Here is a 22,247-nt window from a genome sequence, read left to right as displayed (position 1 = left end):
AATAAAGCCGTTGTTACACTGTCTGCATCACATAAATGTGGCAAAATCCCCCTTATTAAACTATGTTCATATTGCTTGATAGTGAGCACAGAAAAAAAGGAATCACATTATGTCAACGCAAATGGCTGGTGGCTGGAGTCCATTTCATGAACTCACAGCAGAGAATAAAGAAGTATTTGCTAAAGGTATCGAGGGGTTTGTCGGTGTCAAATACTCCCCTTTGGTTGTGGCTACTCAAGTCGTAGCCGGACAAAACTATGCGTTTTTCTGTAATGCAGAAGTTGTCTACCCTGGAGCACAACCATACCCAGCAATGGTTCATATGTTCAGTGACCTTGAAGGTAAAGTCGGTATTACTCACATTGAACGATTGAACTACTAAATTAAGCCATAAAAGGCGCCTGACTTTTAAATAAGTGAGGCGCTTTATTGATTAAGATTGATTAGTTTGCGCGATCACGACTTTTCTTAAATATCCTTGCTTGGCGTTCAGTTGCTCAGTCGCGCTTTCTCTATCCAGCCCGGTTAAAATCATCAAAATCGCTAACTTGGCGTCGTAGTCCGTTTCTTTGAGCGCCGTTTTAGCCTCTTGGTTAGTACAATCTGTTGCTTGCATAACAATACGAGCCGCTCTTGCAACTAGCTTTGCATTCGTCGCTTTCACATCTACCATTAAGTTCTGATAACTTTTGCCTAGGCGAATCATGCTTGCGGTAGTGAGCATGTTCAGTACGAGTTTTTGTGCTGTCCCTGATTTTAAGCGAGTGGATCCCGTTAACGCTTCAGGTCCAACAACGGGGCTAATCGCAATATCAGCAATATCTGCAATCGGAGAGTCAGGGTTACAAGATAGTGCTACAGTGGTGGCACCAAGCTCGTTCGCATACTCTAAGCCACCAATCACGTAAGGTGTTCGTCCACTTGCCGCAATACCAACGACGACATCGCGTTGTGTTAGCGTATTCTCTTTAAGATCTTGCTCGCCTAATGTAGGGTCGTCCTCCGCCCCTTCTTTTGCACGGAACATTGCCTCTTTTCCACCGGCAATAATACCAACGACCATCTCTGGATCTGTGCCAAAAGTTGGTGGGCATTCTGAAGCGTCCAAAACGCCAAGTCGACCACTGGTACCCGCACCGATGTAAAACAACCGACCTCCGACCTTAAATGCTTCCGTGATCTTATCAACGGCTTCAGCGATCTCAGGCAACACTTTTTCAACGGCAAGAGGAACGAGTTTGTCCTGTTGGTTGATGCGTTGAACAATATCGAGAGAAGGCAGCAAGTCGATGTCCATGGTGTCTGGGTTTCGCCCTTCAGATACCAGATGGGATAAAGCTGCGATAAGTGCATCGTTCGTCATAATGAATTAAGCCTTTTTGTTTAGGATATATTGCCCTTAATTTTTTGAATAGAGTACACCCAGTGAAGCGAGACGACTTGCCCCCGTAACTTCCGGTAAGTTGCTAGGGAGGCCGTGAATATGGCGCTGCGCAAGCCAAGCAAACGCCATTGCTTCCATGTAATCGCCATCAACACCTTTTTCTGCCGTTGTCGCAACGCTCCATTGTGGCAATAACTTAGCTAGTCGCTGCATCAAAAGCGGGTTTCTTGCTCCACCGCCACAGACTAATAGTTGAGGTGTGATGCCATGAGAAAACTTGTCGACTTCGTTGGCAATGGTAATTGCAGAATACTCGCAAAGTGTACGTTGTACGTCTTCGATTGGTAAATTGTGATGGGCCAGTTGTTGATGCAGCCAGTCAATATTGAACAGTTCTCGCCCGGTACTTTTAGGGGCAGGCATGGCGAGGTAAGCTTCTTTGAGTAATTGAGTCAACAAAGTAGCGTTTACCGTTCCTTTAAGTGCAAATTGTGCATCTTCGTCGAAGCTTTGCCCAGTATGCAGCGCACACCATGCGTCCATCAACATATTGCCCGGGCCTGTGTCATAGCCAATGACTGGTTGTTCTGGATGCAGTACCGAGATATTGGCAATGCCTCCAATGTTAAGTACCACAGTTGTGGAATCCTGCATCGCAAAAATGCTTTTATGGAAAGCAGGGACGAGTGGGGCACCTTGTCCACCTAGCGCCATGTCTTTACGACGAAAATCCGCTACCGTATCAATGCCTGTCTTGACCGCGATAATGTTGGCATCGCCCAATTGAGTGGTAAACGGCAAGTTTCCGGTAGGCTGATGGAACACTGTTTGACCGTGATTACCAATCGCACGAATTTGCTCTGCGACGTAACCAGACTTATTGAGCAGCTGTAACACGGCATCTGCAAATAGGTGGCCGAGCTGGTGGTCAAGTTCACCTATGGCTTTTAAATTTGTTGCTTGACCGGTACAAACAGATAACAGCATGTCTTTTAGTGCTGCGGGCATTGGGTAGTCGTCGTGCGCAATCAGACGAACGTGCTCATCGCTTATTTCAACTAGAGCGGTATCAACACCATCCATACTCGTTCCAGACATCACACCAATGTACAGTTCGTTAAATTTCATAGCCGATCTCGTCAATTCTTCATTCACTTATTGTAAAGCAAATCTGAAGCGAATAACCTCATCGAATACGAGATATTCAGCCGATTTTGAGGAGAAAACATGGGACCGTTATGGGTTGACGTTGCGGGGTATGAACTGACCGCTGAAGACAAAGAAATCTTGGAGCATCCTACGGTTGGTGGCTTAATTCTATTTGCTCGCAACTATCATGATAGCGAACAGCTTCAAGCACTTACTCAATCCATCCGAAAGGCGGCTAAGCGCCCGTTTTTGATCGGTGTGGATCAAGAAGGCGGCCGAGTGCAGCGCTTTCGTGAAGGTTTCTCATTAATTCCTGCTGCTGATGAGTACGCTAAACATCAAAATGGCGAAGAGCTTGCTCGTATGGGCGGTTGGTTAATGGCAGCAGAGCTGATTGCCCATGATATTGATTTAAGCTTTGCCCCGGTACTTGACCAAGGCCATCAATGTAAAGCGATCGGTAACCGTGCATTCGGTGAAGATGCCGATACCATTCTTCGCTATAGCACTGCTTATATGCAAGGAATGAAGAGTGTTGGCATGGCAACGACAGGCAAACACTTCCCTGGACATGGTGGCGTGATTGCAGACTCACATCTAGAAACACCATACGACGAGCGCAGTGATATTTTTGAACAAGATATGGCGATCTTCAAAGCGCAAATTGATGCCGGTATTTTAGATGCCATGATGCCTGCTCACGTGATTTTCCCACATTATGATGCTCAACCAGCCAGCGGTTCTGAATACTGGTTAAAACAGGTTCTGCGTCAGCAATTGGGTTTTAAAGGTTTGGTTTTTTCGGATGACTTGACCATGGAAGGCGCTGCGATTATGGGCAGCCCAGCCGAGCGAGGTGCTCAAGCATTGAGAGCTGGCTGCGATATGTTGTTAATGTGTAATAAACGAGAAGCGCACGTTGAAGTATTAGACAACTTACCGGTTTCAACCGTGCCACTCGCGGATGGATTACTGAAAAAACAGTCATTTTCTCCAAGCGAACTTAAGCTATCTCAAGAGTGGAAAGCGGCGAGTGAAGCGATGAAACGCTTGACTAGCTAAACCTCTTGTAAAAGATTCAAAACAGCGATTAGAAGCCAAAGTTAATTATGCTTTGGCTTTTTATTTAACTGTAAACTTTTATTTACAATAAATGTTTTTTATTCTGTACGCTTGTTTTTCTTTTTTAGCCTGTTATCTTGTCGTTAAAGCTTAGTTGTCTCACCAAGGGTTTGGTTGGGTGTAAAAATAAATATACAGGTTAGAGTTATGCAGAAAAGTGAGTTGAGCAATATTAATATTATCGAAGAACAGGTTCTTATTACTCCGGAGGAACTAAAAACCAAGCTTCCTTTGAGTGAAAAAGCACGTCGCTTTATTCAAGAGTCTCGTCAAACTATCGCTAATATTATTCACAAGAAGGATCACCGCCTGCTTGTTGTATGCGGTCCATGTTCTATCCACGACGTAGAAGCGGCGAAGGATTACGCAAAGCGCCTTAAAGCACTCTCTGAACAACTAAGTGACCAACTGTATATTGTTATGCGTGTTTACTTTGAGAAGCCGCGCACCACGGTCGGCTGGAAAGGCCTGATCAATGACCCACACCTAGACGGCAGTTTCGATATTGAACACGGTCTGCATGTTGGACGCGAACTTCTGGTGGAGCTGGCAGAGATGGAAATCCCGCTCGCGACTGAGGCTCTAGACCCAATTAGCCCACAATACTTGGCGGATACTTTTAGCTGGGCAGCCATCGGTGCTCGTACGACGGAGTCACAAACTCACCGTGAAATGGCAAGCGGCCTGTCTATGCCAATCGGTTTTAAGAATGGCACGGATGGCAGTTTGGCAACCGCAATTAACGCGATGCAAGCTGCGTCCTCTAGCCACCGTTTTATGGGAATTAATCGTGAGGGACAAGTCGCACTATTAACCACCCAGGGCAATGCTAATGGACATGTGATCTTACGTGGCGGCAAGCAAACTAACTACGATTCGGTATCAGTCACTGAGTGTGAGCAAGAGATGGCGAAATCTGGTCTTGATGCTTCATTAATGGTGGATTGCAGTCACGCCAACTCACGTAAAGATTACCGTCGCCAGCCATTAGTCGCGGAGGATGTGATTCATCAAATCCGTGAAGGCAATAAATCTATTATCGGTCTTATGATTGAAAGCCATATCAATGAAGGAAATCAATCTTCTGACGTAGCTCTTGAAGAGATGAAATACGGTGTATCTATCACTGACGCATGTATCAATTGGGATTCAACTGAGGCACTATTACGTCATGCACATGAAGAGCTAGTGCCTTTCTTAGAAAATCGTCTAAAGGCTAATTAATACAGGATTTAAGGAACATCAATGGCAGTTGAACTTAACGCATTACGCGATCAGATTGATGCAGTCGACAAGCAAATGTTGGAGCTATTGGCTCAGCGTTTAGCGCTCGTAGAGAAAGTTGGGGAAGTAAAAAGCGAACATGGTTTGCCAATTTATGCTCCAGACCGCGAAGCGGCGATGTTAGCTTCTCGTCGCGCTGAAGCTGAAAAAATGGGAATTCCTCCACAGCTTATTGAAGATATTCTGCGTCGAACAATGCGTGAGTCTTATGCCAGCGAGAAAGATTCCGGTTTTAAGTGTTTGAACCCTGATTTACGCTCAGTTGTTATTATTGGTGGTAATGGTCAATTGGGTGGCCTGTTTGGGCGTATGTTCAAATTGTCGGGCTACCAGGTCAAAGTTCTCGGCAGTAAAGACTGGGATCATGCGGACGAGATTCTAGACAACGCGGGTTTAGTCGTGGTCACGGTGCCGATTCATCTAACGGAAGGGGTGATCGAAAAACTGGGGAACTTGCCGCAAGACTGTATTCTGTGTGACCTGACTTCTATCAAGTCGAAGCCTCTGCAAGCAATGTTGAATGTGCACCAAGGTCCTGTGGTTGGTTTACACCCAATGTTTGGCCCAGATGTTCCGAGCCTTGCCAAGCAGGTTATTGTGTACTGTGATGGCCGTGGTCACGAGCATTACCAATGGCTATTGCAACAGTTTGGGATTTGGGGCGCAAGCTTGTGCCAAATCGATGCACAAGAGCACGATCATGGCATGACGTTGATTCAGGCGCTGCGCCACTTCACGTCGTTTGCTTACGGTATGCACCTTAGCAAAGAGAATCCGAACATCGATCAGTTGTTGAAGTTAAGCTCGCCAATCTACCGCCTTGAATTGGCGATGGTGGGACGACTGTTTGGTCAGGATCCGAACTTGTACGGTGATATCATTTTCTCTTCTCAAGAGAATATCGATATGATCAAGCGATTCCATCAGCGTTTAGGTGATGCGGTAGCGATTCTGGATAGCAGAGACAAAGCGCGATTCATCGAAAGCTTTAAGCAGGTGAGTGATTGGTTTGGTACTTATTCTCAACAATTTATGAATGAGAGCCAAAACTTACTCAAACAGGCGAATGATAATATTCATCGCGGCTAATCACGGGTCATTTAGCCGTGCAGAGTCCGAAACAAAAAGAGCAGCGTAAGCTGCTCTTTTTCGTGTTGATGGACAAATCAGTTCGTCGCAGTATTACTCGTATCTTCACTTGATACTGTGTTGATACTGGTATCGCGATAGGGTGAATTGGTTAAATTGACTTGTAGACGTACAACGTTATCAATCAATTGAACCAAAGGTCCCCATTTCACTTTTTTCTCTTTTTCAAAGACGTCATTGAAGTTTTCTGGCGTCCACTCCATTAAGTATTGAGGGTTGAGTGCTCGTCCGAGGAAGCGTACTTCATAGTGCAAGTGTGGCCCTGTGGAGTTGCCAGAGTTACCGCATTGAGCAATGATGTCGCCTTTACTAACAAACTGACCGCTTTTCACTTTGAAGCGTTGTAGATGAGCAAAGGAGCTCATAAAGCCAAATGAGTGACGAATGGTGACATAGTTACCATAACCACGATTGCTCGGGCGAACGGTTTCCACCACACCGTCAGCCGGTGCCAGGATCTCTTCTCCTCTTTTACAAGTCAGATCGATACCAGTATGAACATGTCTCTTACCTGAAATCGGATTAATACGACTGCCGTAAGAAGAAGAAATACGTTGGTATGTGACTGGACTGTCATTTGGTATCAAACGGAACATCGTCGCTCGAACAGCAGAATCGATAGCGGCTGCGTCAATTCGCTCCTCTAACCCCATGCTGTTCTCATCGATCATCAACTCTTCGTCTGCGAGACCTAAAACCGATTCAACGTCGAATACCCGTTTGCCCAATAGCTGAATTTGATTGTTTTTGTCAGTCAAAGACTGGGAAAGTGAATGATTGGTATCAAGCTGCTCTTCGTAAAGAGCCGTCACTTCGGCCTTTTCACTTTCCAGTTTGGCGATGATTTGTGTTAGTTCGTCTTTATTGTGCATCTGCTGCTGATTAAGGTACCACGCGCCACAAACGACGGCGGGTAATGCCAATACTGAAGCAAATACTGCTAGGACCGAACTGCGGCCCAAATAGAACTGCTGATCGCCGTCTTTCGTCGGGATCTGCATGATGATTTTTTTAGACATAGTTATTGTTACTTAAATAGGCGTTCATTTATTTTTCTCCTAAAAACCAGAGAGGTGCTCTAACTCTCGATTCAGAAGGTCGTTATTGCCTACATTCAATTCTATAAATCGTTTTAGTTGGCTAATGCTTTCGATGTCTATCTTAGCGATCTTCAACCTCACCTCACACTTAGAGACATTCACAATTTGCGCTTTTAACGTAATCACTTGTTCGGATTGATCAAATGAAAAAGTCACATGGACTGGAAGGGTTGGATCCAAAGCCTCAGTCTCTTCCACTTTCATGAGTAAACCATGCAAGGAAAGATCTTGAATCCTAGCTTCAATTACCAAGTCACGTTGTTCTATCTTAGCTGGAGCTTGATGGAGAATACGTGAAAAGCGTCGTCTCTCTGTCATATGAATATTCTCGTCAGGTCGTCAAACAGAATTGAATAGTATATCAATACGAACAAAAAATGTTCGATTGTTGTTTGAAAAGTGTCGAGGTCGCTACAGAGTGACGTAAGTGCTATGTCATGTTCTTAACGAACGAGACGGGCTAATGAGCTCTTTTTATAACAAAGAAAACAAAGGCCGCTATGATAGCGGCCTTTGTACAAATTACAATCAAACTTTGTGGGTTGCGATTACTTCGCAATACGCTTGTATTTGATACGGTGTGGTTCTGCGGCTTCAGGACCCAATGTTTTCTTCAACCAATCCATGTACTCTGTGTAGTTACCTTCGTAGAAGTTAACTTGGCCTTCGTCACGGTAGTCAATGATGTGGGTTGCGATACGGTCAAGGAACCAGCGGTCGTGCGAGATAACCATTGCACAACCAGGGAACTCTAGTAATGCTTCTTCTAGAGCACGCAGTGTTTCAACGTCAAGGTCGTTGGTTGGTTCGTCGAGTAGCAACACGTTGCCGCCCGCTTTAAGAAGCTTCGCAAGGTGGACACGGTTACGCTCACCCCCCGATAGTTCACCAATAATCTTTTGTTGGTCACTGCCTTTAAAGTTAAAGCGTGAACAGTATGCACGAGCTGGGATTTCGAAGTTGTTGATCTTAATGATATCAGCACCTTCAGAGATCTCTTGGAATACGGTTTTAGAATCGTCCATGCTGTCACGGAACTGATCGACAGATGCTAGTTTTACTGTATCGCCCATCTCAATTGTGCCCGAGTCTGGTTGTTCAGTACCACTTAACATCTTGAATAGCGTCGATTTACCTGCGCCGTTAGCACCGATGATACCAACAATTGCACCTTTAGGGATGCTGAATGACAGGTCATCAATTAGAACTCGACCGTCAAATGACTTGGTCAGGTTCTTCACTTCAATAACCTTATCACCTAGACGCTCACCTGGTGGGATAAATAGTTCATTGGTTTCATTACGTTTTTGATGATCAGAGCTTTGCAGTTCTTCAAAGCGAGCCATACGTGCTTTTGACTTCGCTTGACGACCTTTAGGGTTTTTACGTACCCACTCAAGCTCTTTCTCGATAGTCTTTTGGCGAGCACTCTCTTGGGAGGCTTCTTGTTGTAGACGAGCGTCTTTTTGCTCCAGCCATGAGGTGTAGTTGCCTTCCCATGGGATACCTTCACCACGGTCCAGTTCTAAGATCCAGCCCGCAGCGTTATCTAGGAAGTAACGGTCGTGGGTGATGGCCACTACGGTACCTGTGTAATCCACTAAGAAGCGCTCTAGCCAAGCCACTGATTCTGCATCTAGGTGGTTGGTAGGTTCATCAAGCAATAGCATGTCTGGCTTAGAAAGTAGCAAGCGACAAATAGCCACACGGCGGCGTTCACCACCTGATAGGTGCGCAATTTTTTGGTCCCATTCAGGTAAACGTAGTGCGTTTGCTGCACGCTCAAGCGCATTTTCTAGGTTATGACCATCTTTCGCTTGGATAAGGGCTTCTAGCTCGCCTTGCTCTTTTGCAAGTGCGTCGAAGTCTGCATCTGGTTCAGCGTAAGCTGCGTAGACTGCGTCCAAACGTTTCAGAGCGTCAGCAACGTCAGCAACCGCTTCTTCAACAACTTCACGAACGGTTTTTGATTCGTCTAATACTGGTTCCTGAGGTAGGTAACCTACGTTTAGACCAGGTTGTGGACGCGCTTCACCGTCGATATCCGTGTCGATACCTGCCATGATACGTAGCAGTGTGGATTTACCTGCACCGTTCAGACCTAAAACACCGATTTTCGCACCAGGGAAGAAGCTCAGAGAGATGTCTTTAAGAATTTGACGCTTAGGTGGCACAATTTTGCTCACCCGCGACATGGTATATACGTATTCAGCCATTGCCGATCGTTCCTAAATTAACTGTCATTCAAACCCATCATTTTATACCAACTGCTTTGTTTTTGTTACCGCATTGCAAGAATTTCCCTAACGAATGGATTTCTTATTTTGAGCTGACCGGAAACTTACACGGTTAGGGTATACACTTTTGTTATTCGTTAAGAATGACGAAGTGTTTTCTATGCGAGTTAGAAACGCTTTGTCTCCATCGTCTTAAAAGTTTGACGAGTACAATTTTTAATACACTAAGTTGCTTTACATGGACATCTGCATTCTGTGTAAATAGATGCATGTGTGAAAATTGCCTTAACATCACATGAACTCTAACAAAACTAGGCTTTAGGGCAGTATATGTCTGGGGAAAATGACACAAATGAGATTCAACGTATCTGAATTGGCTAAAAACGTATGCTGCGCCGCCGCGTTGTGTGCTATGAGTTTGAGTGCTAATGCCGCGCTGAGTTTGGAAAAGCAGCGCGAAGTATATGAGCAAGCTCAAGATTTATTAGATAAAAATGACATCGATGGATACCTTTCGATTCGTCCTAAAATTTCTGACTATCCACTAACGCCTTATGTGGATTACCGCACTTTTATTAGACAGTTACCGGAAAAGTCACCACAACAGGTAAACGAGTTTATTTCTGAGCACGAGTCTTTTCCATTTTCTCGTCGAGTTCGCGCTCCATACCTCAATCATCTTTATAAGCAAAAAGATTGGAAAACTATTACTGAGTTTCAAAAAGTCATTCCTAGTGGTGAGCGTTACCAATGTATTTTCTACGTCGCCCAGTTAAAGCAAGGCAAGAAAGTCGCGGCATTTAAAGGGGCTGAACATATGTGGTTACGTGGCATCAGCATTGCTGATGAGTGTGACCCATTATTTGCGGCATGGGACAAGGCGGGTGAGCGTACCGATGAACTGATTCTACAGCGTATGTTACTGGCGTTTGATGCTCGTAATGGCGGTTTGATGAGTTACTTGCTCAAACTGCCTAAATCAGCGCAGGCAAAGCAACAAGCCAAAGAAATGAAAGCGTTGTTTGATAATCCTTCAAGTGTTGCGGAATTCGCGAAGAAAAAACCTGCGAATGATTTTAATCGAGCGCAAAGTGAATATGCGTTAGAAAAGTTGGCTCGTATGAACACTAGCCAAGCACAAGGTGCGTACGATGCCGTCATTAAAGGACAGAAGTTTTCTCCAGAAAAAGCGCAAGAACTTGCCGACTATATTGCATTTCGATTGACTCGTACGGAGTCTGAGTCATTAGCTAAATGGCGCGATGATAAAACGAAAACCAGTCAGTACTTACCGTTGATTGAAACGCGCATCCGCTTAGCGATTCAAAATGCAGATTGGAAAGGCGTACAAGAGTGGATTGCTGTTCTAAATAAAGAAGAACAAGCCACGCTACGCTGGCAATATTGGCTTGGAAGAAGTGAAATAGCGTTAGGTGATGACATCGCGGGGAAACAGCGTTTAGCAACTCTGCTTGGGCAACGAAACTTCTACAGTGTGGCTGCCGCCAATGCAATCGGACAATCAATCAAATACCCAACGCATACGGTTAAGTTGGATAAGAAAGTTGTTCAACCCTATCAAGACTCGTTAGCTCGTATCGAAGAGTTGATCGCGACGGATAAAATCGCAGCAGCGAAGAGTGAATGGGCACACTTACTGCGCCGCGTAGGAAAAGATGAAAAGGCGATGTTGGCGGCTTATGCATCATTTAAACGTTGGCATCACCTAACGGTGACCGCGAGCATTCAAGCGCAGATGTGGGATAATATCGAACTTAGGTTCCCAATAGCACACCGCTGGTGGTTTAACTTTTATGCGAAAAAGCACAACATTGATCCCGTCACGATGATGTCTCTCGCTCGACAGGAAAGTGCGTTAGATGTTGAAGCCCGCTCTCCAGTTGGCGCTCGTGGTCTTATGCAGATCATGCCTGCGACGGCGAAGTACACGGCACGTAAATATAAGTTGAGTTATCAAGGTACGCAGGATCTCTACAATGTAGGAAAAAATATCGAAATTGGTAGCCATTATTTGCAAGGTTTATTAGAGGATTACGATAATAATCGTATTTTTGCTCTTGCTGCTTATAATGCAGGTCCTAACAGAGTAAAAACGTGGCGAGAGCGTACCCAAGGAAAAGTGGATGCTTATGCCTTTATTGAGGCAATTCCATTTAAAGAGACGCGCGGTTATGTACAAAACATCTTGATGTTTGAAACATACTATCGTGATCTTTTGGGTATCGATGGCGCGTTCTTGAATCAACATGAGATCAATACCAAGTATTGAGTGAGGTAACTTGATGTCGCACGAACCCGAGTACAAAGACTGGCAACAGATTATTGAGCTAATTCGAACAAGTATGGGCACCCAGCAAGATGACATGCTGTTAACTATGCTGATGTCACGTGATGAGAGAGAGTCATTAATATCACGCGTTAATATAATTAACGAACTTCTTAAAGGAGAATTATCTCAACGTCAGATCAGTCAGATGCTTGGTGTGGGCATTGCCACCATTACTCGTGGCTCTAACGAACTAAAGTCGAAATCTGATGAAGAAAAAGACAAGTTGAAAGTCTTGTTAGAACAAGTTGCGGTATCTAAGTAGACAGTATATCCAATTTGCTTTTAGGCCTTGGTGTTACAATTGACTAAGATAACGTATTACAAAGGGCGGAAATATCCGCCCTTTTGCGTATCTAGAGAATAGGCTGAGTGTTATAAATTTGAAGGAAAGTGCTCAGGGTTTGTGAATGGAATCAAAGCCAGAATCAAGGCTTGGTGATAGACCGAGCTTCGAGTTAGCTGGTTTTGGGTTAGTAGGCTAATAGCGCCACCTTTCTGTTTGATGTTATCAGTACCAAACACTTTGTCCATTACATCTCCCAACTCATTCGCATCCTTGAGTTTTTCCAAGACTTTTGGCGGCAACATTAAGCTTGCAGAACGAGATTCACCGCGGTGAGTCTCTGACTCAACCACCATCCAAGCAAACGTCACGTTTGCTTCAATTCCCGCTTCGAGACCGACATAGTAATCCGCGTTTGGCATCTCTACTTTTGCGTTTTTAACGCGGTTTAGCGCACCACGATGAGTTTCTTCATTCGTCATGGGCTGATCTGCGACCTCACTCGGTACACTGATGCCAACGAAGTTGAACTCTTGATGCGGAAATGCATTACGAAATGCACTTTGAACTGCATTAATTTTGGCTGGGTTTAGCGATGCGATTACGACTTTTTGGGTTGCCATGATCTTTTTACTCACTGGTGTCTATTAACTCAATTTTACTTGCGTAGGCTTTACGTTCTCACTCGGGTAACAGCCTAATACTTTCAAGTGCTTAGTGATTTTTGTTAGCTCTTCAAGTGCCTGTTGCATTTCTGTCGAAGCAAGATGTGATGTCAAGTCTACGTAGAACATCTCTTCCCACGGGTTCCCCATAATTGGGCGTGATTCCAGCTTGGTCATATTGATGCCGTAACGTTGCAGCACTAATAGTGTTTCAACCAATGAGCCTGCCTCTTGGGAGGTCGACATGATCAATGTGGTTTTTGCTGGAATCTGAGTAGAAACTTCAACCGGTTTACGAGCAACCACGATAAAGCGAGTATGGTTTTCGGTTTGGTTTGCGATGTTGCCTTGAATTGCTTGCAAGCCATATAGCTTACCGCTTGATGCATTACCAATTGCAGCCACATCATCACGATCCATCTCTTGGACTTTCTGCATTGCATCTGCTGTGCTCGCGCAGGATTCCAGCTTTACCCCTTTCATACGGCTTAAAAACTCACTGCACTGTTGGTGTGGCTGAGGGTGAGAATACAGCGTTTTAATATCTTCCAGACGAATGTCTTTTTTCGCAACCAAGCAGTGTTCGATTGGTTGAGTTAGCTCTCCAACGATGTAAAGCGTCGTGTGTTGTAGTAAGTCATACACTTCATTAATAGAGCCAGAGCTGGTGTTTTCGATTGGCAGAACGCCATAATCAGCATGGCCAGATTCAACCGTTTGAGTCACTTCTTTAAAGTGCTCGCAGTTGAGCTCGATAAGCTCCGTATTTTTACGACTGAAGTATTCGCGACTTGCCAAGTGCGAATAAGAGCCTTTGGCTCCTAAAAAAGCGACGCGAGCAAGTGGCTTACGGCTTTGCTGTGGGTTAACGAGATTTTGCAGATAACTTTGTTGAAGCAGAACTGAGTCTTCAATGATGGTATGGAAAAGTTTGGTGATGTACTGCGCGTCAAGTTCGTATTTATCTTGGCCATTAGAAATCAGCTTGACCAATAATTGCTGTTCACGGACGGCGTCGCGAACAGGCTTTGAGGTTTGTACTTTGCTTTTGGCTACTTCAATGCTGAGTTTACGGCGCTCAGACAATAAGCTGAGAAGTTGGTCATCCAACTCATTCAAGCGTAAACGAATTTCTTCGAGGGAAATAGGTTGGTCAGTCATCAATTCTTTCCTTATAAAAAAGCCTCCCGATTTGGGAGGCTTTCTGTTTGTTTTTGACTTTTCTTTCACAAACGAGTTCGCCCCTCCAACTATGGGAGGAAAAAGAAGTCAAAAATAAACAGTGAGGTTAAATGCATAAATAGTGCTTAATTTATGAGTGTTTAAACACAATAAGCAAGGCTGGGGAGAGCGTCAAGCAAAAAAATAGCGCCTTTCGGCGCTATTTCCTCAATCTGTTCAGTTTACTCTTCTTCTTCCACTAGCTCAGGCTTACTTGCACGTCGAGCTTCAGGTTTGTGGGTCAGCTTGTTCAATTGTCGTTCTAGTTTTTGCTCCACTTCGTTGATAGCTGCGTAAAGATCTTCGTGAGTTGCTGAGGCAATGAGCTGGCCTTTAGGAACTTTGATAACCGCTTCGAATTTTTTCTGTTTGTTTGGTTCCTCACTGAAAGTTGCTTGGCAACCAATTAGGTCTACTTGCCATTTCTCCAGTTTTTTAAATTTGCTCTCAATATGAGCTCGGATTGCAGAGGTGATTTCGATGTTTTTGCCAGTGATATTCATTGTCATAAGTGTTTTTCCTCTGTTGCATCCCTCATGGGTTGAGTTCAGATTACCGCTTTAAGCATAAAAAAATGTGATTCAGATCATTATTTTGCTCGGGTTTTTTATGATGAAAAATGAATGTGATCTCACTCAAGAACTTCTGAGATTTATCGTGAAATTGCTTGTTATCGGTTAGTAAATCCGTAGATTGGATAGAGTACTCAGCTGAAAACGGCCTCGTTTTTAGGGAAGTTTTACGGCCTAATATTTGAGGTGGTTAAAATTTAACTACACGTAAGGTGTGATGACGATCACTGAGTCTCTCCAATGAATCCATTTAAAAAGCCGCTTGCTGTACAAGCGGCTTTTTACTGTCTGGCATTTGGCTGACTTTTCGTAGCGGTATCATGAAAATGGGGTCTTTTGGGGCTAGTGAAACCCCTTCTAAACTTTTGACTTGGTCCAAACTTTCTAGTTGTTTGTATATTATGTAGTAGCGATTAATGCTTGTGACGTACCCAACCGTTGAGCTTAAACTTTTCCGCATAACGACTTCCACGTTATTAAACCAAACATTAGGATCGTAACCTTGTTGGGCTGCACGCTTACGAATACGCTCTACATTGCCGGGGCCCGCATTGTAAGCCGCCAATGTAAAGTAGAGTTTATTTTGTGCAGTAATATCAGGATCACTGAAGTACTGCTTACGCAAAAAAGCTAAGTATTTCACTCCAGCATGAATGTTGTTTTCTAATTGTCGAACATTTTTGATATTGATATTCGGATCTTGAGCGGTGCTGGGTAGGACTTGCATTATGCCAACGGCACCTCGGCTTCCAACTAGGTCGTTATTAAATCCTGATTCCTTGTAAGCGATTGCAGCGATCAGTAAATAGTCGATATCGTATTTCTCACCATAGCGTGAAAATAGCGCCGCGAGTTTTTCTAGTTGAGCAATTTTCTTAGGGTTAAGAGCTCTGTTCAACCATCCCGTGTTATCGATGTATTTACCGTAAATAACGTTACCGAGTAGTGTCCCAGAGCGAGACTTCTGGATGAACTTATTCACGACGGCTTTTAATTTGGGACTATTTTCTCGCATTGCCCAAGCAATTTTGCCATTTTTGCGGATAGGGATTTTTTTATGCACCCGAATATCATCCATCACTTTCAGCCAAAGCTTGGCTTTATGGCTATCGAGAACAATGGCTCTGACGTAACCATTGTTGAGCATTCCGACCAGCTCATAATCTTGAAGTGTTTCTTCAATAAAGTGCACGATAACAGGCGGTAAGCCTTTTTTGTTTAGTTTCTTATTTAGTGTCTGAATGCTTTCAAAGTAGCTAGAGCTGGCGCGCACCCAAATCTCTTTGCCGCTCAGTTGTTCGATTTTCGTCATCGTTGGTGTGCTTTTGTTTGTCACTACCCACTCATGAATGTCAGTGAGAATGGGTGAACTGAACTCCACTTTCTGTTTGCGCGTGTCGGTAATAGTCAGGTTGGCGACAACTAAGTCACCTGAACCGTTTTCTAAAGCTGGCAGTAGCTGGTCGCGGGCAACAGGAATAATTTGTACGTTAAGTTTTGGTTTGAGTTTACGAAGGTCTTTTTCGAAATGCGCCAGCAATTCCGCGCCTATGCCTTTTGGTGTGCCGCCCTCAATGTAGTAAAAGCCTAAATCAGCAGAAACTAAGACGCGCAGTACATTCTTCTCCTTGATGACATCGAGGTCTCCGGTATAAGGAGGCTGTTTGAGCGGCGAGATTTGCAGTGCGCAAACGGAAGTAGACAATAGGAGCAGCATAACTGCGCAAAGCTTAGATATCGTCACGTTCACATCCTTTTTATAAAGGGGGGAGGAGAACTTTAAGCATATGTGGAGCTAGGAAGATCATCAAGAAAGGGCTGAATACACTATTGAGAGTAATAAAAAACCGCCACGGTAAAAACGGTGGCGGTTCAGTTTAAAGCAAGTTCAATTACTTCACAGGGTTGAGCTCTATAAGCTTTTCAGTTCTTGCTACGGCGTCTTCCAAACCAAGTTGCTTGTAGGCCTCTAGCTGGATAGTCAGTGACTTACGTGCAGCTTCTGTGTCTGGATACGCTTTTTGTAGCTCTTGGCTGCGATTAATAGCAGCGACCCAAGCTTCACGGCGAAGGTAGAAGTCAGCAGTCGCTAAATCATAGTTCGCTAGACGGTTTTTCAGCGCAACCATACGTTTTTGTGAATCTTCTGCATATGGGCTATTCGGGTAGCGTTGAAGTAGTTTTTTGAAGTCATCAAACGCTTTTTTTACCGGTTCAGGATCGCGATCGCTTCGATCTACGCTGAATAAATCATGCATAAAGTTACGATCTTGCGCCATGTGGCTTAGACCTCGCATGTACAGCACCCAATCCATCTTTTCATGGGTTGGGTTTAAACGCATAAAGCGAGAAATGGTTGCCAAGCCCAAAGCAAGGTCGTCGTTTTTGTAGTACGCATAGATTAGGTCAAGCTGCACCTGTTCAGAGTAGGCACCGAATGGGTAACGTGAGTCTAATGCTTCCAGTTTCTCAATTGCAGAAAGCCAATTACCACTTTGAAGAGAAATCTGTGCGTCTGCATACAGTTCCGAAGGCGGCACATCAGGAACGATTTCTTCTTTGCTTGCACATCCAAACAGAAGGGATACCGCTAAAAGGCCTGTTAAAGTCTGACGTTTCATATCAGGAGTCTGTTCCTTGAATCTAAATATTTCTTAAGCTGCCGTTACTTTCTTTCCAGTAACAGATACAATGACGTAATAGTCTATTTTTTCACAGTCGTGAGCATTAGTCTCACAGTTTTTAAAAAAGTTCGATATGGCTCAGCAGATTGTATTAACAAATACCGTAAAAGATAGCCAGTTAGGTCAACGTTTAGACCAAGCTATCGCCGAATTATTCGCGGACTTCTCTCGCTCGCGCCTAAAAGAGTGGCTGCTTGATGGGAAAGTTCAAGTTGATGGTGAAGTTGTCACTAAACCTCGTACCAAAGTAATGGGTGGCGAGGAAATTACATTGCAAGCCGAGTTAGAAGATGAAGAACGCTGGGAAGCGCAAGATATCCCGCTAGATATCGTCTATGAAGATGAAGATATTATCGTTATCAACAAACCTCGTGACTTTGTGGTTCATCCGGGCGCTGGTACGCCTGATGGCACTGTACTTAATGCGTTGTTGCATCATTACCCTGATATTGCAGAAGTACCTCGTGCAGGTATCGTGCACCGTTTGGATAAAGACACAACGGGTTTGATGGTGGTGGCGAAAACTGTTCCTGCACAAACTCGTCTGGTTCGCGCACTGCAAAAACGTAATATTACTCGTGAGTACGAAGCGATCGCTATTGGTCGTATGACTGCGGGCGGTAAAGTGGATCAACCGATTGGTCGTCACTCTACTAAGCGCACGCTTATGGCGGTAGCACCAATGGGCAAACCAGCAGTAACGCACTACCGTGTTGCTGAACGCTTCCGCGAACACACGCGTATTCGCTTGCGTCTAGAAACGGGTCGTACGCACCAGATTCGTGTGCACATGTCTTACCTTCAGCATCCGTTGCTCGGTGATATTGCATATGGTGGACGTGCTCGCATCCCGACAGGTGCGTCTGAAGAGCTAACGGCAATGATCCGGGGTTTCGATCGCCAAGCATTGCACGCAGTAATGCTGCGCTTTGAGCACCCAATTACGGGCGAAGTTCTTGAGTTTCATGCTCCAGTGCCTGATGACATGGTTGTGATGACTGAAGCGCTTCGTCAAGATACAGAAGAGCACGGCTTACCGGAAGAGTTCTAATATGAAGAGAATCATTCCGAATTGGCCAGCGCCTAAAAATGTCAAAGCTTTCGCCTCAACACGCATAGGCGGATTTTCGACAGGCCCTTACCAAGGGCTAAATTTAGGTGCTCACGTTGGGGATGATTTGTCTTTAGTAGAGAAGAACCGAGCTTGGTTGGCGCAACAGGCAAGCATGCCAAATGCGCCAATCTGGTTAAACCAAACGCATTCAACCGTTGTGGCTCAAGCAAATGAACCAACAACACAGGTGCTTGATGCGGATGGTGTATTTACTTCTTCAAGCCATGTTATTTGTTCAGCGATGACCGCCGATTGTTTACCTGTATTATTGACTAATACACAAGGTACGCAAGTAGCCGCTGTTCACGCAGGTTGGCGCGGCTTAGCAAATGGCATTGTCGAAAATGCGTTAGCGTTGTTTTCTGGTGAAGTGATAGCGTGGCTTGGCCCCGCCATTGGCCCTCAAGCCTTCGAAGTGGGTGAAGATGTTCTGCAAGCTTTTGTTGATTTTGATTCACAGGCGAATCAAGCATTTGCTCCACGCGATATCGACGGTAAATGGTTTGCTGACATGTCGGTGCTGGCAACGCAACGTCTAAACCGGGCTGGTGTGACACAAGTGTTTGATTCTGGACTTTGTACTTACCAAGATAAAGCCTCTTTTTACTCTTATCGCCGTGATGGTAAGACTGGTCGACAAGCAACCTTTATTTGGATCGAAGACTAGCTATAAGCACCAAAGTGCTAAGATGCATACTACTATTTTTGCAAAGCTATCTTTATTCATTCACTCCCTTGAAATTCCCCACCCGAGTATCCATCTTTCTAACTGTCAAAAGAATTTCCTTTAGTTGAGGTTAGGAAGGTAGATATGCGTCTTGATCGATTCACAAGTAAGTTTCAAATCGCTATCTCTGATGCTCAATCACTAGCGTTAGGGCGCGATCATCAATATATCGAGCCAGTTCACCTCATGGTGGCTTTGCTTGATCAAAATGGCAGTCCAATTCGTCCATTGCTTACTATGCTGGATGTGGACGTAACGCATTTACGCTCTAAATTGAGTGAAATGTTAGATCGATTACCAAAAGTCAGTGGCATCGGTGGGGATGTTCAGCTCTCTAGCTCGATGGGCACATTGTTTAACCTGTGTGACAAAGTGGCGCAAAAGCGTCAAGACTCCTATATCTCGTCTGAAGTCTTCCTGCTTGCCGCTTTAGAAGATCGCGGACCATTGGGGCAATTGCTCAAAGAGATCGGCTTAACAGAGCAAAAAGTCAGCCAGGCAATCGAAAAGATCAGAGGTGGTCAAAAGGTCAATGATCCGAATGCAGAAGAGCTTCGTCAAGCATTGGAAAAGTTCACCATAGACCTTACCGAACGTGCAGAGCAAGGTAAATTGGATCCGGTTATCGGCCGTGATGATGAAATCCGTCGTACTATCCAGGTATTGCAGCGTCGTACTAAAAACAACCCTGTGATTATCGGTGAACCAGGCGTAGGTAAGACAGCAATTGTTGAAGGCTTAGCGCAGCGCATAGTTAACAATGAAGTACCTGAAGGTCTGCGTGGTCGCCGTGTGCTATCACTGGATATGGGCGCACTGGTTGCTGGCGCGAAATACCGTGGGGAATTTGAAGAGCGTTTAAAATCAGTATTGAATGAACTTGCTAAAGAAGAAGGCAACGTCATCCTCTTCATTGATGAACTACACACTATGGTCGGTGCTGGTAAAGGTGAAGGCTCAATGGATGCGGGCAACATGCTAAAACCGGCATTAGCTCGTGGTGAGCTGCACTGTGTTGGCGCAACAACATTGGATGAATATCGTCAGTACATCGAAAAAGATGCAGCATTAGAACGTCGTTTCCAAAAAGTGCTGGTGGATGAGCCGACCGTTGAGGATACCGTGGCGATTTTACGTGGCTTGAAGGAGCGTTATGAGCTTCATCATCACGTCGAAATTACTGACCCAGCGATTGTTGCTGCGGCGAGCTTGTCACATCGCTATGTCTCCGACCGTCAGTTGCCGGATAAAGCGATCGACTTAATCGACGAAGCGGCTTCAAGCATTCGTTTACAAATTGACTCTAAGCCGGAGTCCTTGGATAAGCTTGAGCGTAAAATCATCCAACTCAAAATTGAGCAGCAAGCACTAAGTAACGAGCACGATGAAGCGAGTGAAAAGCGTTTGAAAGCGCTTAATGAAGAACTCAATGAAAAAGAACGTGAGTACGCTGAACTAGAAGAGGTTTGGAATACAGAAAAAGCAGCTCTTTCTGGCACTCAACATATTAAGTCTGAGCTTGAACAAGCTCGTATGGACATGGAGTTTGCTCGCCGTGCTGGCGATCTAAACCGTATGTCGGAGCTTCAATATGGTCGTATTCCTGAACTTGAGAAGCAGTTAGATCTTGCAACCCAAGCTGAAATGCAGGAAATGACGCTATTGCGTAATAAAGTAACCGACAACGAGATTGCAGAAGTACTTTCTAAGCAAACCGGCATTCCGGTATCCAAGATGCTAGAAGCGGAAAAAGAGAAACTACTTCGTATGGAAGACGTGCTGCATAATCGTGTGGTAGGGCAAAGCGAAGCGGTCTCTGTTGTATCGAATGCCATTCGTCGTAGTCGAGCTGGGCTTTCTGATCCAAACCGACCAATTGGCTCCTTCTTATTTTTAGGTCCAACTGGTGTGGGCAAAACAGAGCTTTGTAAGACACTTGCGAGCTTTATGTTCGACAGTGAAGATGCGATGGTCCGTATCGATATGTCTGAGTTCATGGAGAAACACTCAGTGGCAAGGTTGGTTGGTGCACCTCCAGGCTATGTCGGATATGAAGAGGGTGGTTACTTAACTGAAGCGGTTCGTCGCAAGCCGTATTCGGTAATTTTGTTAGACGAAGTAGAGAAAGCGCATCCGGATGTATTTAACATTCTGCTGCAAGTTCTCGATGATGGGCGTTTAACGGATGGTCAAGGTCGTACTGTTGACTTCCGTAATACGGTTGTGATCATGACATCTAACTTGGGTTCATCTCGTATCCAAGAGAATTTCGCAACATTAGACTATCAAGGTATCAAGAGTGAAGTGATGGATGTGGTTAGCAAACACTTCCGCCCAGAGTTCTTGAACCGTGTTGACGAAATCGTGGTGTTCCATCCACTTGGTCAAGAACACATTAAGTCCATTGCTTCTATTCAATTGGAACGTTTGGCGAAACGACTAGAGGAGAAAGGCTATCAACTAGAAGTTTCCGACAAAGCGCTCGATTTGATCGCTCAAGTTGGTTTCGATCCTGTGTATGGTGCGCGTCCTTTAAAACGTGCAATTCAGCAGAATGTCGAGAACCCGTTAGCCAAATCAATTCTTTCTGGTGAAATCGTTCCAGACAAGACAGTGCAGCTAATTGTTACTAATGACCAAATTTGTGCTCATCAATAATTGTATGGATACAGTAAAATTGAGATAAAAATCACACTAAAGGGGCCGTTTGGCCCCTTTTCTATAGTTTTTTAGAGTCTTTTGTCTGTTTTCTATACGAATAAACTAAAAAGGTGAGTTTTTTTAAAAAATGCACTTGTGTTCTTTAATGAACTCCCTATAATGCGCCTCCGTTGTCACGGGAAAGCAAGTGAAGCGGAACCTAAACAACTACGGTTAGTGAGTTAAAATTAACTCGCAGATAAATAACTTAAAAAAGTGTTTGACACGATAAGTTATCTAGCTAAAATAGCCGTCCACTTTGAAGAGAACTTCGAAGTGTGCTCTTTAAAAATATAAACCTATCAATCTGTGTGGGCACTCGTTGATGATAATCCAATTAGAAGCTTAGGCTTCAAATTAGGTTTCAATGATACGAAGTGACCATTGAATCTTCGGATTCAGCACAGTCAATTCAAACATTACTTATGTAATGTTCAGTATTCATTGAGCCGAACAAAATCTTAAATTGAAGAGTTTGATCATGGCTCAGATTGAACGCTGGCGGC

At 44.5% G+C, this 22,247-nt stretch carries 19 protein-coding genes and 1 other annotated feature; of the genes, 9 read left to right on the top strand and 10 right to left on the bottom strand.

Going from position 1 to position 22,247, the window contains the following annotated elements; translation table 11 throughout:
• Positions 1-109 precede the first annotated feature (109 nt).
• Positions 110-382 (top strand): hypothetical protein, encoded by a 273-nt coding sequence (locus R7F67_RS00095; RefSeq protein ID WP_005381911.1) that lies wholly within the window; start codon positions 110-112, stop codon positions 380-382.
• Between the two features lie 51 nt (positions 383-433).
• Here the strand turns inward: R7F67_RS00095 and murQ are convergent, their stop codons facing one another.
• Together murQ and R7F67_RS00085 are read right to left on the bottom strand one after the other, a co-directional pair.
• Positions 434-1,363, bottom strand: a complete 930-nt coding sequence (murQ, locus tag R7F67_RS00090; RefSeq protein WP_005381910.1) for an N-acetylmuramic acid 6-phosphate etherase — start codon at positions 1,361-1,363, stop codon at positions 434-436.
• Positions 1,364-1,399: 36 nt separating this feature from the next.
• Positions 1,400-2,512: an anhydro-N-acetylmuramic acid kinase gene (locus tag R7F67_RS00085; protein WP_053304359.1), complete on the bottom strand. Its 1,113-nt coding sequence runs from the start codon at positions 2,510-2,512 to the stop codon at positions 1,400-1,402.
• Positions 2,513-2,611: 99 nt separating this feature from the next.
• On the opposite strand from R7F67_RS00085, the gene nagZ reads away from it, so the two are divergent.
• The 3 genes from nagZ to tyrA all read left to right on the top strand — a co-directional run bounded on the left by nagZ (position 2,612) and on the right by tyrA (position 6,028).
• A complete protein-coding gene (gene nagZ / locus R7F67_RS00080) occupies positions 2,612-3,595 on the top strand; it encodes a beta-N-acetylhexosaminidase (RefSeq protein WP_005381905.1) in 984 nt (327 codons plus the stop codon).
• Between the two features lie 207 nt (positions 3,596-3,802).
• Positions 3,803-4,879: a 3-deoxy-7-phosphoheptulonate synthase gene (locus R7F67_RS00075; RefSeq protein ID WP_017636159.1), complete on the top strand. Its 1,077-nt coding sequence runs from the start codon at positions 3,803-3,805 to the stop codon at positions 4,877-4,879.
• Positions 4,880-4,900: 21 nt separating this feature from the next.
• Entirely contained in the window at positions 4,901-6,028 is a 1,128-nt protein-coding gene (gene tyrA / locus R7F67_RS00070) for a bifunctional chorismate mutase/prephenate dehydrogenase (RefSeq protein WP_005381901.1), read from the top strand.
• A gap of 77 nt (positions 6,029-6,105) precedes the next feature.
• On the opposite strand, the gene R7F67_RS00065 is transcribed toward tyrA, so the two are convergent.
• From R7F67_RS00065 to ettA, 3 genes are all read right to left on the bottom strand, one after another.
• Entirely contained in the window at positions 6,106-7,107 is a 1,002-nt protein-coding gene (locus R7F67_RS00065) for a M23 family metallopeptidase (RefSeq protein ID WP_053304360.1), read from the bottom strand.
• 39 nt (positions 7,108-7,146) lie between these two features.
• A complete protein-coding gene (locus R7F67_RS00060; RefSeq protein ID WP_017636157.1) occupies positions 7,147-7,506 on the bottom strand; it encodes a PilZ domain-containing protein in 360 nt (119 codons plus the stop codon).
• Between the two features lie 230 nt (positions 7,507-7,736).
• Entirely contained in the window at positions 7,737-9,404 is a 1,668-nt protein-coding gene (gene ettA, locus R7F67_RS00055) for an energy-dependent translational throttle protein EttA (protein ID WP_005381894.1), read from the bottom strand.
• Between the two features lie 364 nt (positions 9,405-9,768).
• Between ettA and sltY the strand changes: the two genes are divergently transcribed.
• On the top strand, positions 9,769-11,715 hold the full coding sequence (gene sltY / locus R7F67_RS00050) for a murein transglycosylase (RefSeq protein ID WP_042521869.1): 1,947 nt from the start codon (positions 9,769-9,771) through the stop codon (positions 11,713-11,715).
• Positions 11,716-11,728: 13 nt separating this feature from the next.
• The gene (gene trpR / locus R7F67_RS00045; RefSeq protein WP_005381892.1) at positions 11,729-12,037 is read left to right on the top strand and encodes a trp operon repressor; all 309 of its coding nucleotides are present in this window, start codon (positions 11,729-11,731) and stop codon (positions 12,035-12,037) included.
• A gap of 110 nt (positions 12,038-12,147) precedes the next feature.
• Here trpR and yjjX read toward each other — a convergent pair whose 3' ends face one another.
• From yjjX to bamD, 5 genes are all read right to left on the bottom strand, one after another.
• The gene (yjjX, locus tag R7F67_RS00040) at positions 12,148-12,681 is read right to left on the bottom strand and encodes an inosine/xanthosine triphosphatase (RefSeq protein ID WP_025768441.1); all 534 of its coding nucleotides are present in this window, start codon (positions 12,679-12,681) and stop codon (positions 12,148-12,150) included.
• Between the two features lie 24 nt (positions 12,682-12,705).
• Positions 12,706-13,884, bottom strand: a complete 1,179-nt coding sequence (pheA, locus tag R7F67_RS00035; protein WP_017636154.1) for a prephenate dehydratase — start codon at positions 13,882-13,884, stop codon at positions 12,706-12,708.
• A 12-nt stretch (positions 13,885-13,896) separates the two neighbouring features.
• Positions 13,897-14,018, bottom strand: a sequence feature (Phe leader region).
• 108 nt (positions 14,019-14,126) lie between these two features.
• Positions 14,127-14,453, bottom strand: a complete 327-nt coding sequence (gene hpf, locus R7F67_RS00030) for a ribosome hibernation-promoting factor, HPF/YfiA family (RefSeq protein ID WP_005381889.1) — start codon at positions 14,451-14,453, stop codon at positions 14,127-14,129.
• Between the two features lie 313 nt (positions 14,454-14,766).
• Positions 14,767-16,260, bottom strand: a complete 1,494-nt coding sequence (locus R7F67_RS00025; RefSeq protein WP_309474429.1) for a lytic transglycosylase F — start codon at positions 16,258-16,260, stop codon at positions 14,767-14,769.
• 148 nt (positions 16,261-16,408) lie between these two features.
• Positions 16,409-17,137 (bottom strand): outer membrane protein assembly factor BamD, encoded by a 729-nt coding sequence (bamD, locus tag R7F67_RS00020; protein ID WP_005381876.1) that lies wholly within the window; start codon positions 17,135-17,137, stop codon positions 16,409-16,411.
• 136 nt (positions 17,138-17,273) lie between these two features.
• On the opposite strand from bamD, the gene rluD reads away from it, so the two are divergent.
• The 3 genes from rluD (at position 17,274) to clpB (ending at position 21,699) form a co-directional block, all read left to right on the top strand.
• Positions 17,274-18,251, top strand: coding sequence for a 23S rRNA pseudouridine(1911/1915/1917) synthase RluD (rluD, locus tag R7F67_RS00015; protein WP_005381875.1), 978 nt, complete (start codon positions 17,274-17,276; stop codon positions 18,249-18,251).
• A gap of 1 nt (position 18,252) precedes the next feature.
• Positions 18,253-18,981 (top strand): peptidoglycan editing factor PgeF, encoded by a 729-nt coding sequence (gene pgeF, locus R7F67_RS00010; protein WP_017636152.1) that lies wholly within the window; start codon positions 18,253-18,255, stop codon positions 18,979-18,981.
• A gap of 144 nt (positions 18,982-19,125) precedes the next feature.
• Positions 19,126-21,699, top strand: a complete 2,574-nt coding sequence (gene clpB, locus R7F67_RS00005) for an ATP-dependent chaperone ClpB (RefSeq protein ID WP_005381873.1) — start codon at positions 19,126-19,128, stop codon at positions 21,697-21,699.
• Positions 21,700-22,247: the final 548 nt, after the last annotated feature.

The sequence above is a fragment of the Vibrio sp. YT-17 genome, assembly GCF_033337375.1.
Lineage (GTDB): Bacteria > Pseudomonadota > Gammaproteobacteria > Enterobacterales > Vibrionaceae > Vibrio > Vibrio alginolyticus.
The sequence above is the reverse complement of the archived record's forward strand: the minus strand, read 5'-3'. Positions and strand labels throughout refer to the sequence as shown.

Bases quoted from the DNA above. Each gene is read 5' to 3' on its own strand.
- R7F67_RS00095 (WP_005381911.1), top strand. From the start codon at position 110: ATGTCAACGCAAATGGCTGGTGGCTGGAGTCCATTTCATGAACTCACA.
- murQ (WP_005381910.1), bottom strand. From the start codon at position 1,363: ATGACGAACGATGCACTTATCGCAGCTTTATCCCATCTGGTATCTGAA.
- R7F67_RS00085 (WP_053304359.1), bottom strand. From the start codon at position 2,512: ATGAAATTTAACGAACTGTACATTGGTGTGATGTCTGGAACGAGTATG.
- nagZ (WP_005381905.1), top strand. From the start codon at position 2,612: ATGGGACCGTTATGGGTTGACGTTGCGGGGTATGAACTGACCGCTGAA.
- R7F67_RS00075 (WP_017636159.1), top strand. From the start codon at position 3,803: ATGCAGAAAAGTGAGTTGAGCAATATTAATATTATCGAAGAACAGGTT.
- tyrA (WP_005381901.1), top strand. From the start codon at position 4,901: ATGGCAGTTGAACTTAACGCATTACGCGATCAGATTGATGCAGTCGAC.
- R7F67_RS00065 (WP_053304360.1), bottom strand. From the start codon at position 7,107: ATGTCTAAAAAAATCATCATGCAGATCCCGACGAAAGACGGCGATCAG.
- R7F67_RS00060 (WP_017636157.1), bottom strand. From the start codon at position 7,506: ATGACAGAGAGACGACGCTTTTCACGTATTCTCCATCAAGCTCCAGCT.
- ettA (WP_005381894.1), bottom strand. From the start codon at position 9,404: ATGGCTGAATACGTATATACCATGTCGCGGGTGAGCAAAATTGTGCCA.
- sltY (WP_042521869.1), top strand. From the start codon at position 9,769: ATGACACAAATGAGATTCAACGTATCTGAATTGGCTAAAAACGTATGC.
- trpR (WP_005381892.1), top strand. From the start codon at position 11,729: ATGTCGCACGAACCCGAGTACAAAGACTGGCAACAGATTATTGAGCTA.
- yjjX (WP_025768441.1), bottom strand. From the start codon at position 12,681: ATGGCAACCCAAAAAGTCGTAATCGCATCGCTAAACCCAGCCAAAATT.
- pheA (WP_017636154.1), bottom strand. From the start codon at position 13,884: ATGACTGACCAACCTATTTCCCTCGAAGAAATTCGTTTACGCTTGAAT.
- hpf (WP_005381889.1), bottom strand. From the start codon at position 14,453: ATGACAATGAATATCACTGGCAAAAACATCGAAATCACCTCTGCAATC.
- bamD (WP_005381876.1), bottom strand. From the start codon at position 17,137: ATGAAACGTCAGACTTTAACAGGCCTTTTAGCGGTATCCCTTCTGTTT.
- rluD (WP_005381875.1), top strand. From the start codon at position 17,274: ATGGCTCAGCAGATTGTATTAACAAATACCGTAAAAGATAGCCAGTTA.
- pgeF (WP_017636152.1), top strand. From the start codon at position 18,253: ATGAAGAGAATCATTCCGAATTGGCCAGCGCCTAAAAATGTCAAAGCT.
- clpB (WP_005381873.1), top strand. From the start codon at position 19,126: ATGCGTCTTGATCGATTCACAAGTAAGTTTCAAATCGCTATCTCTGAT.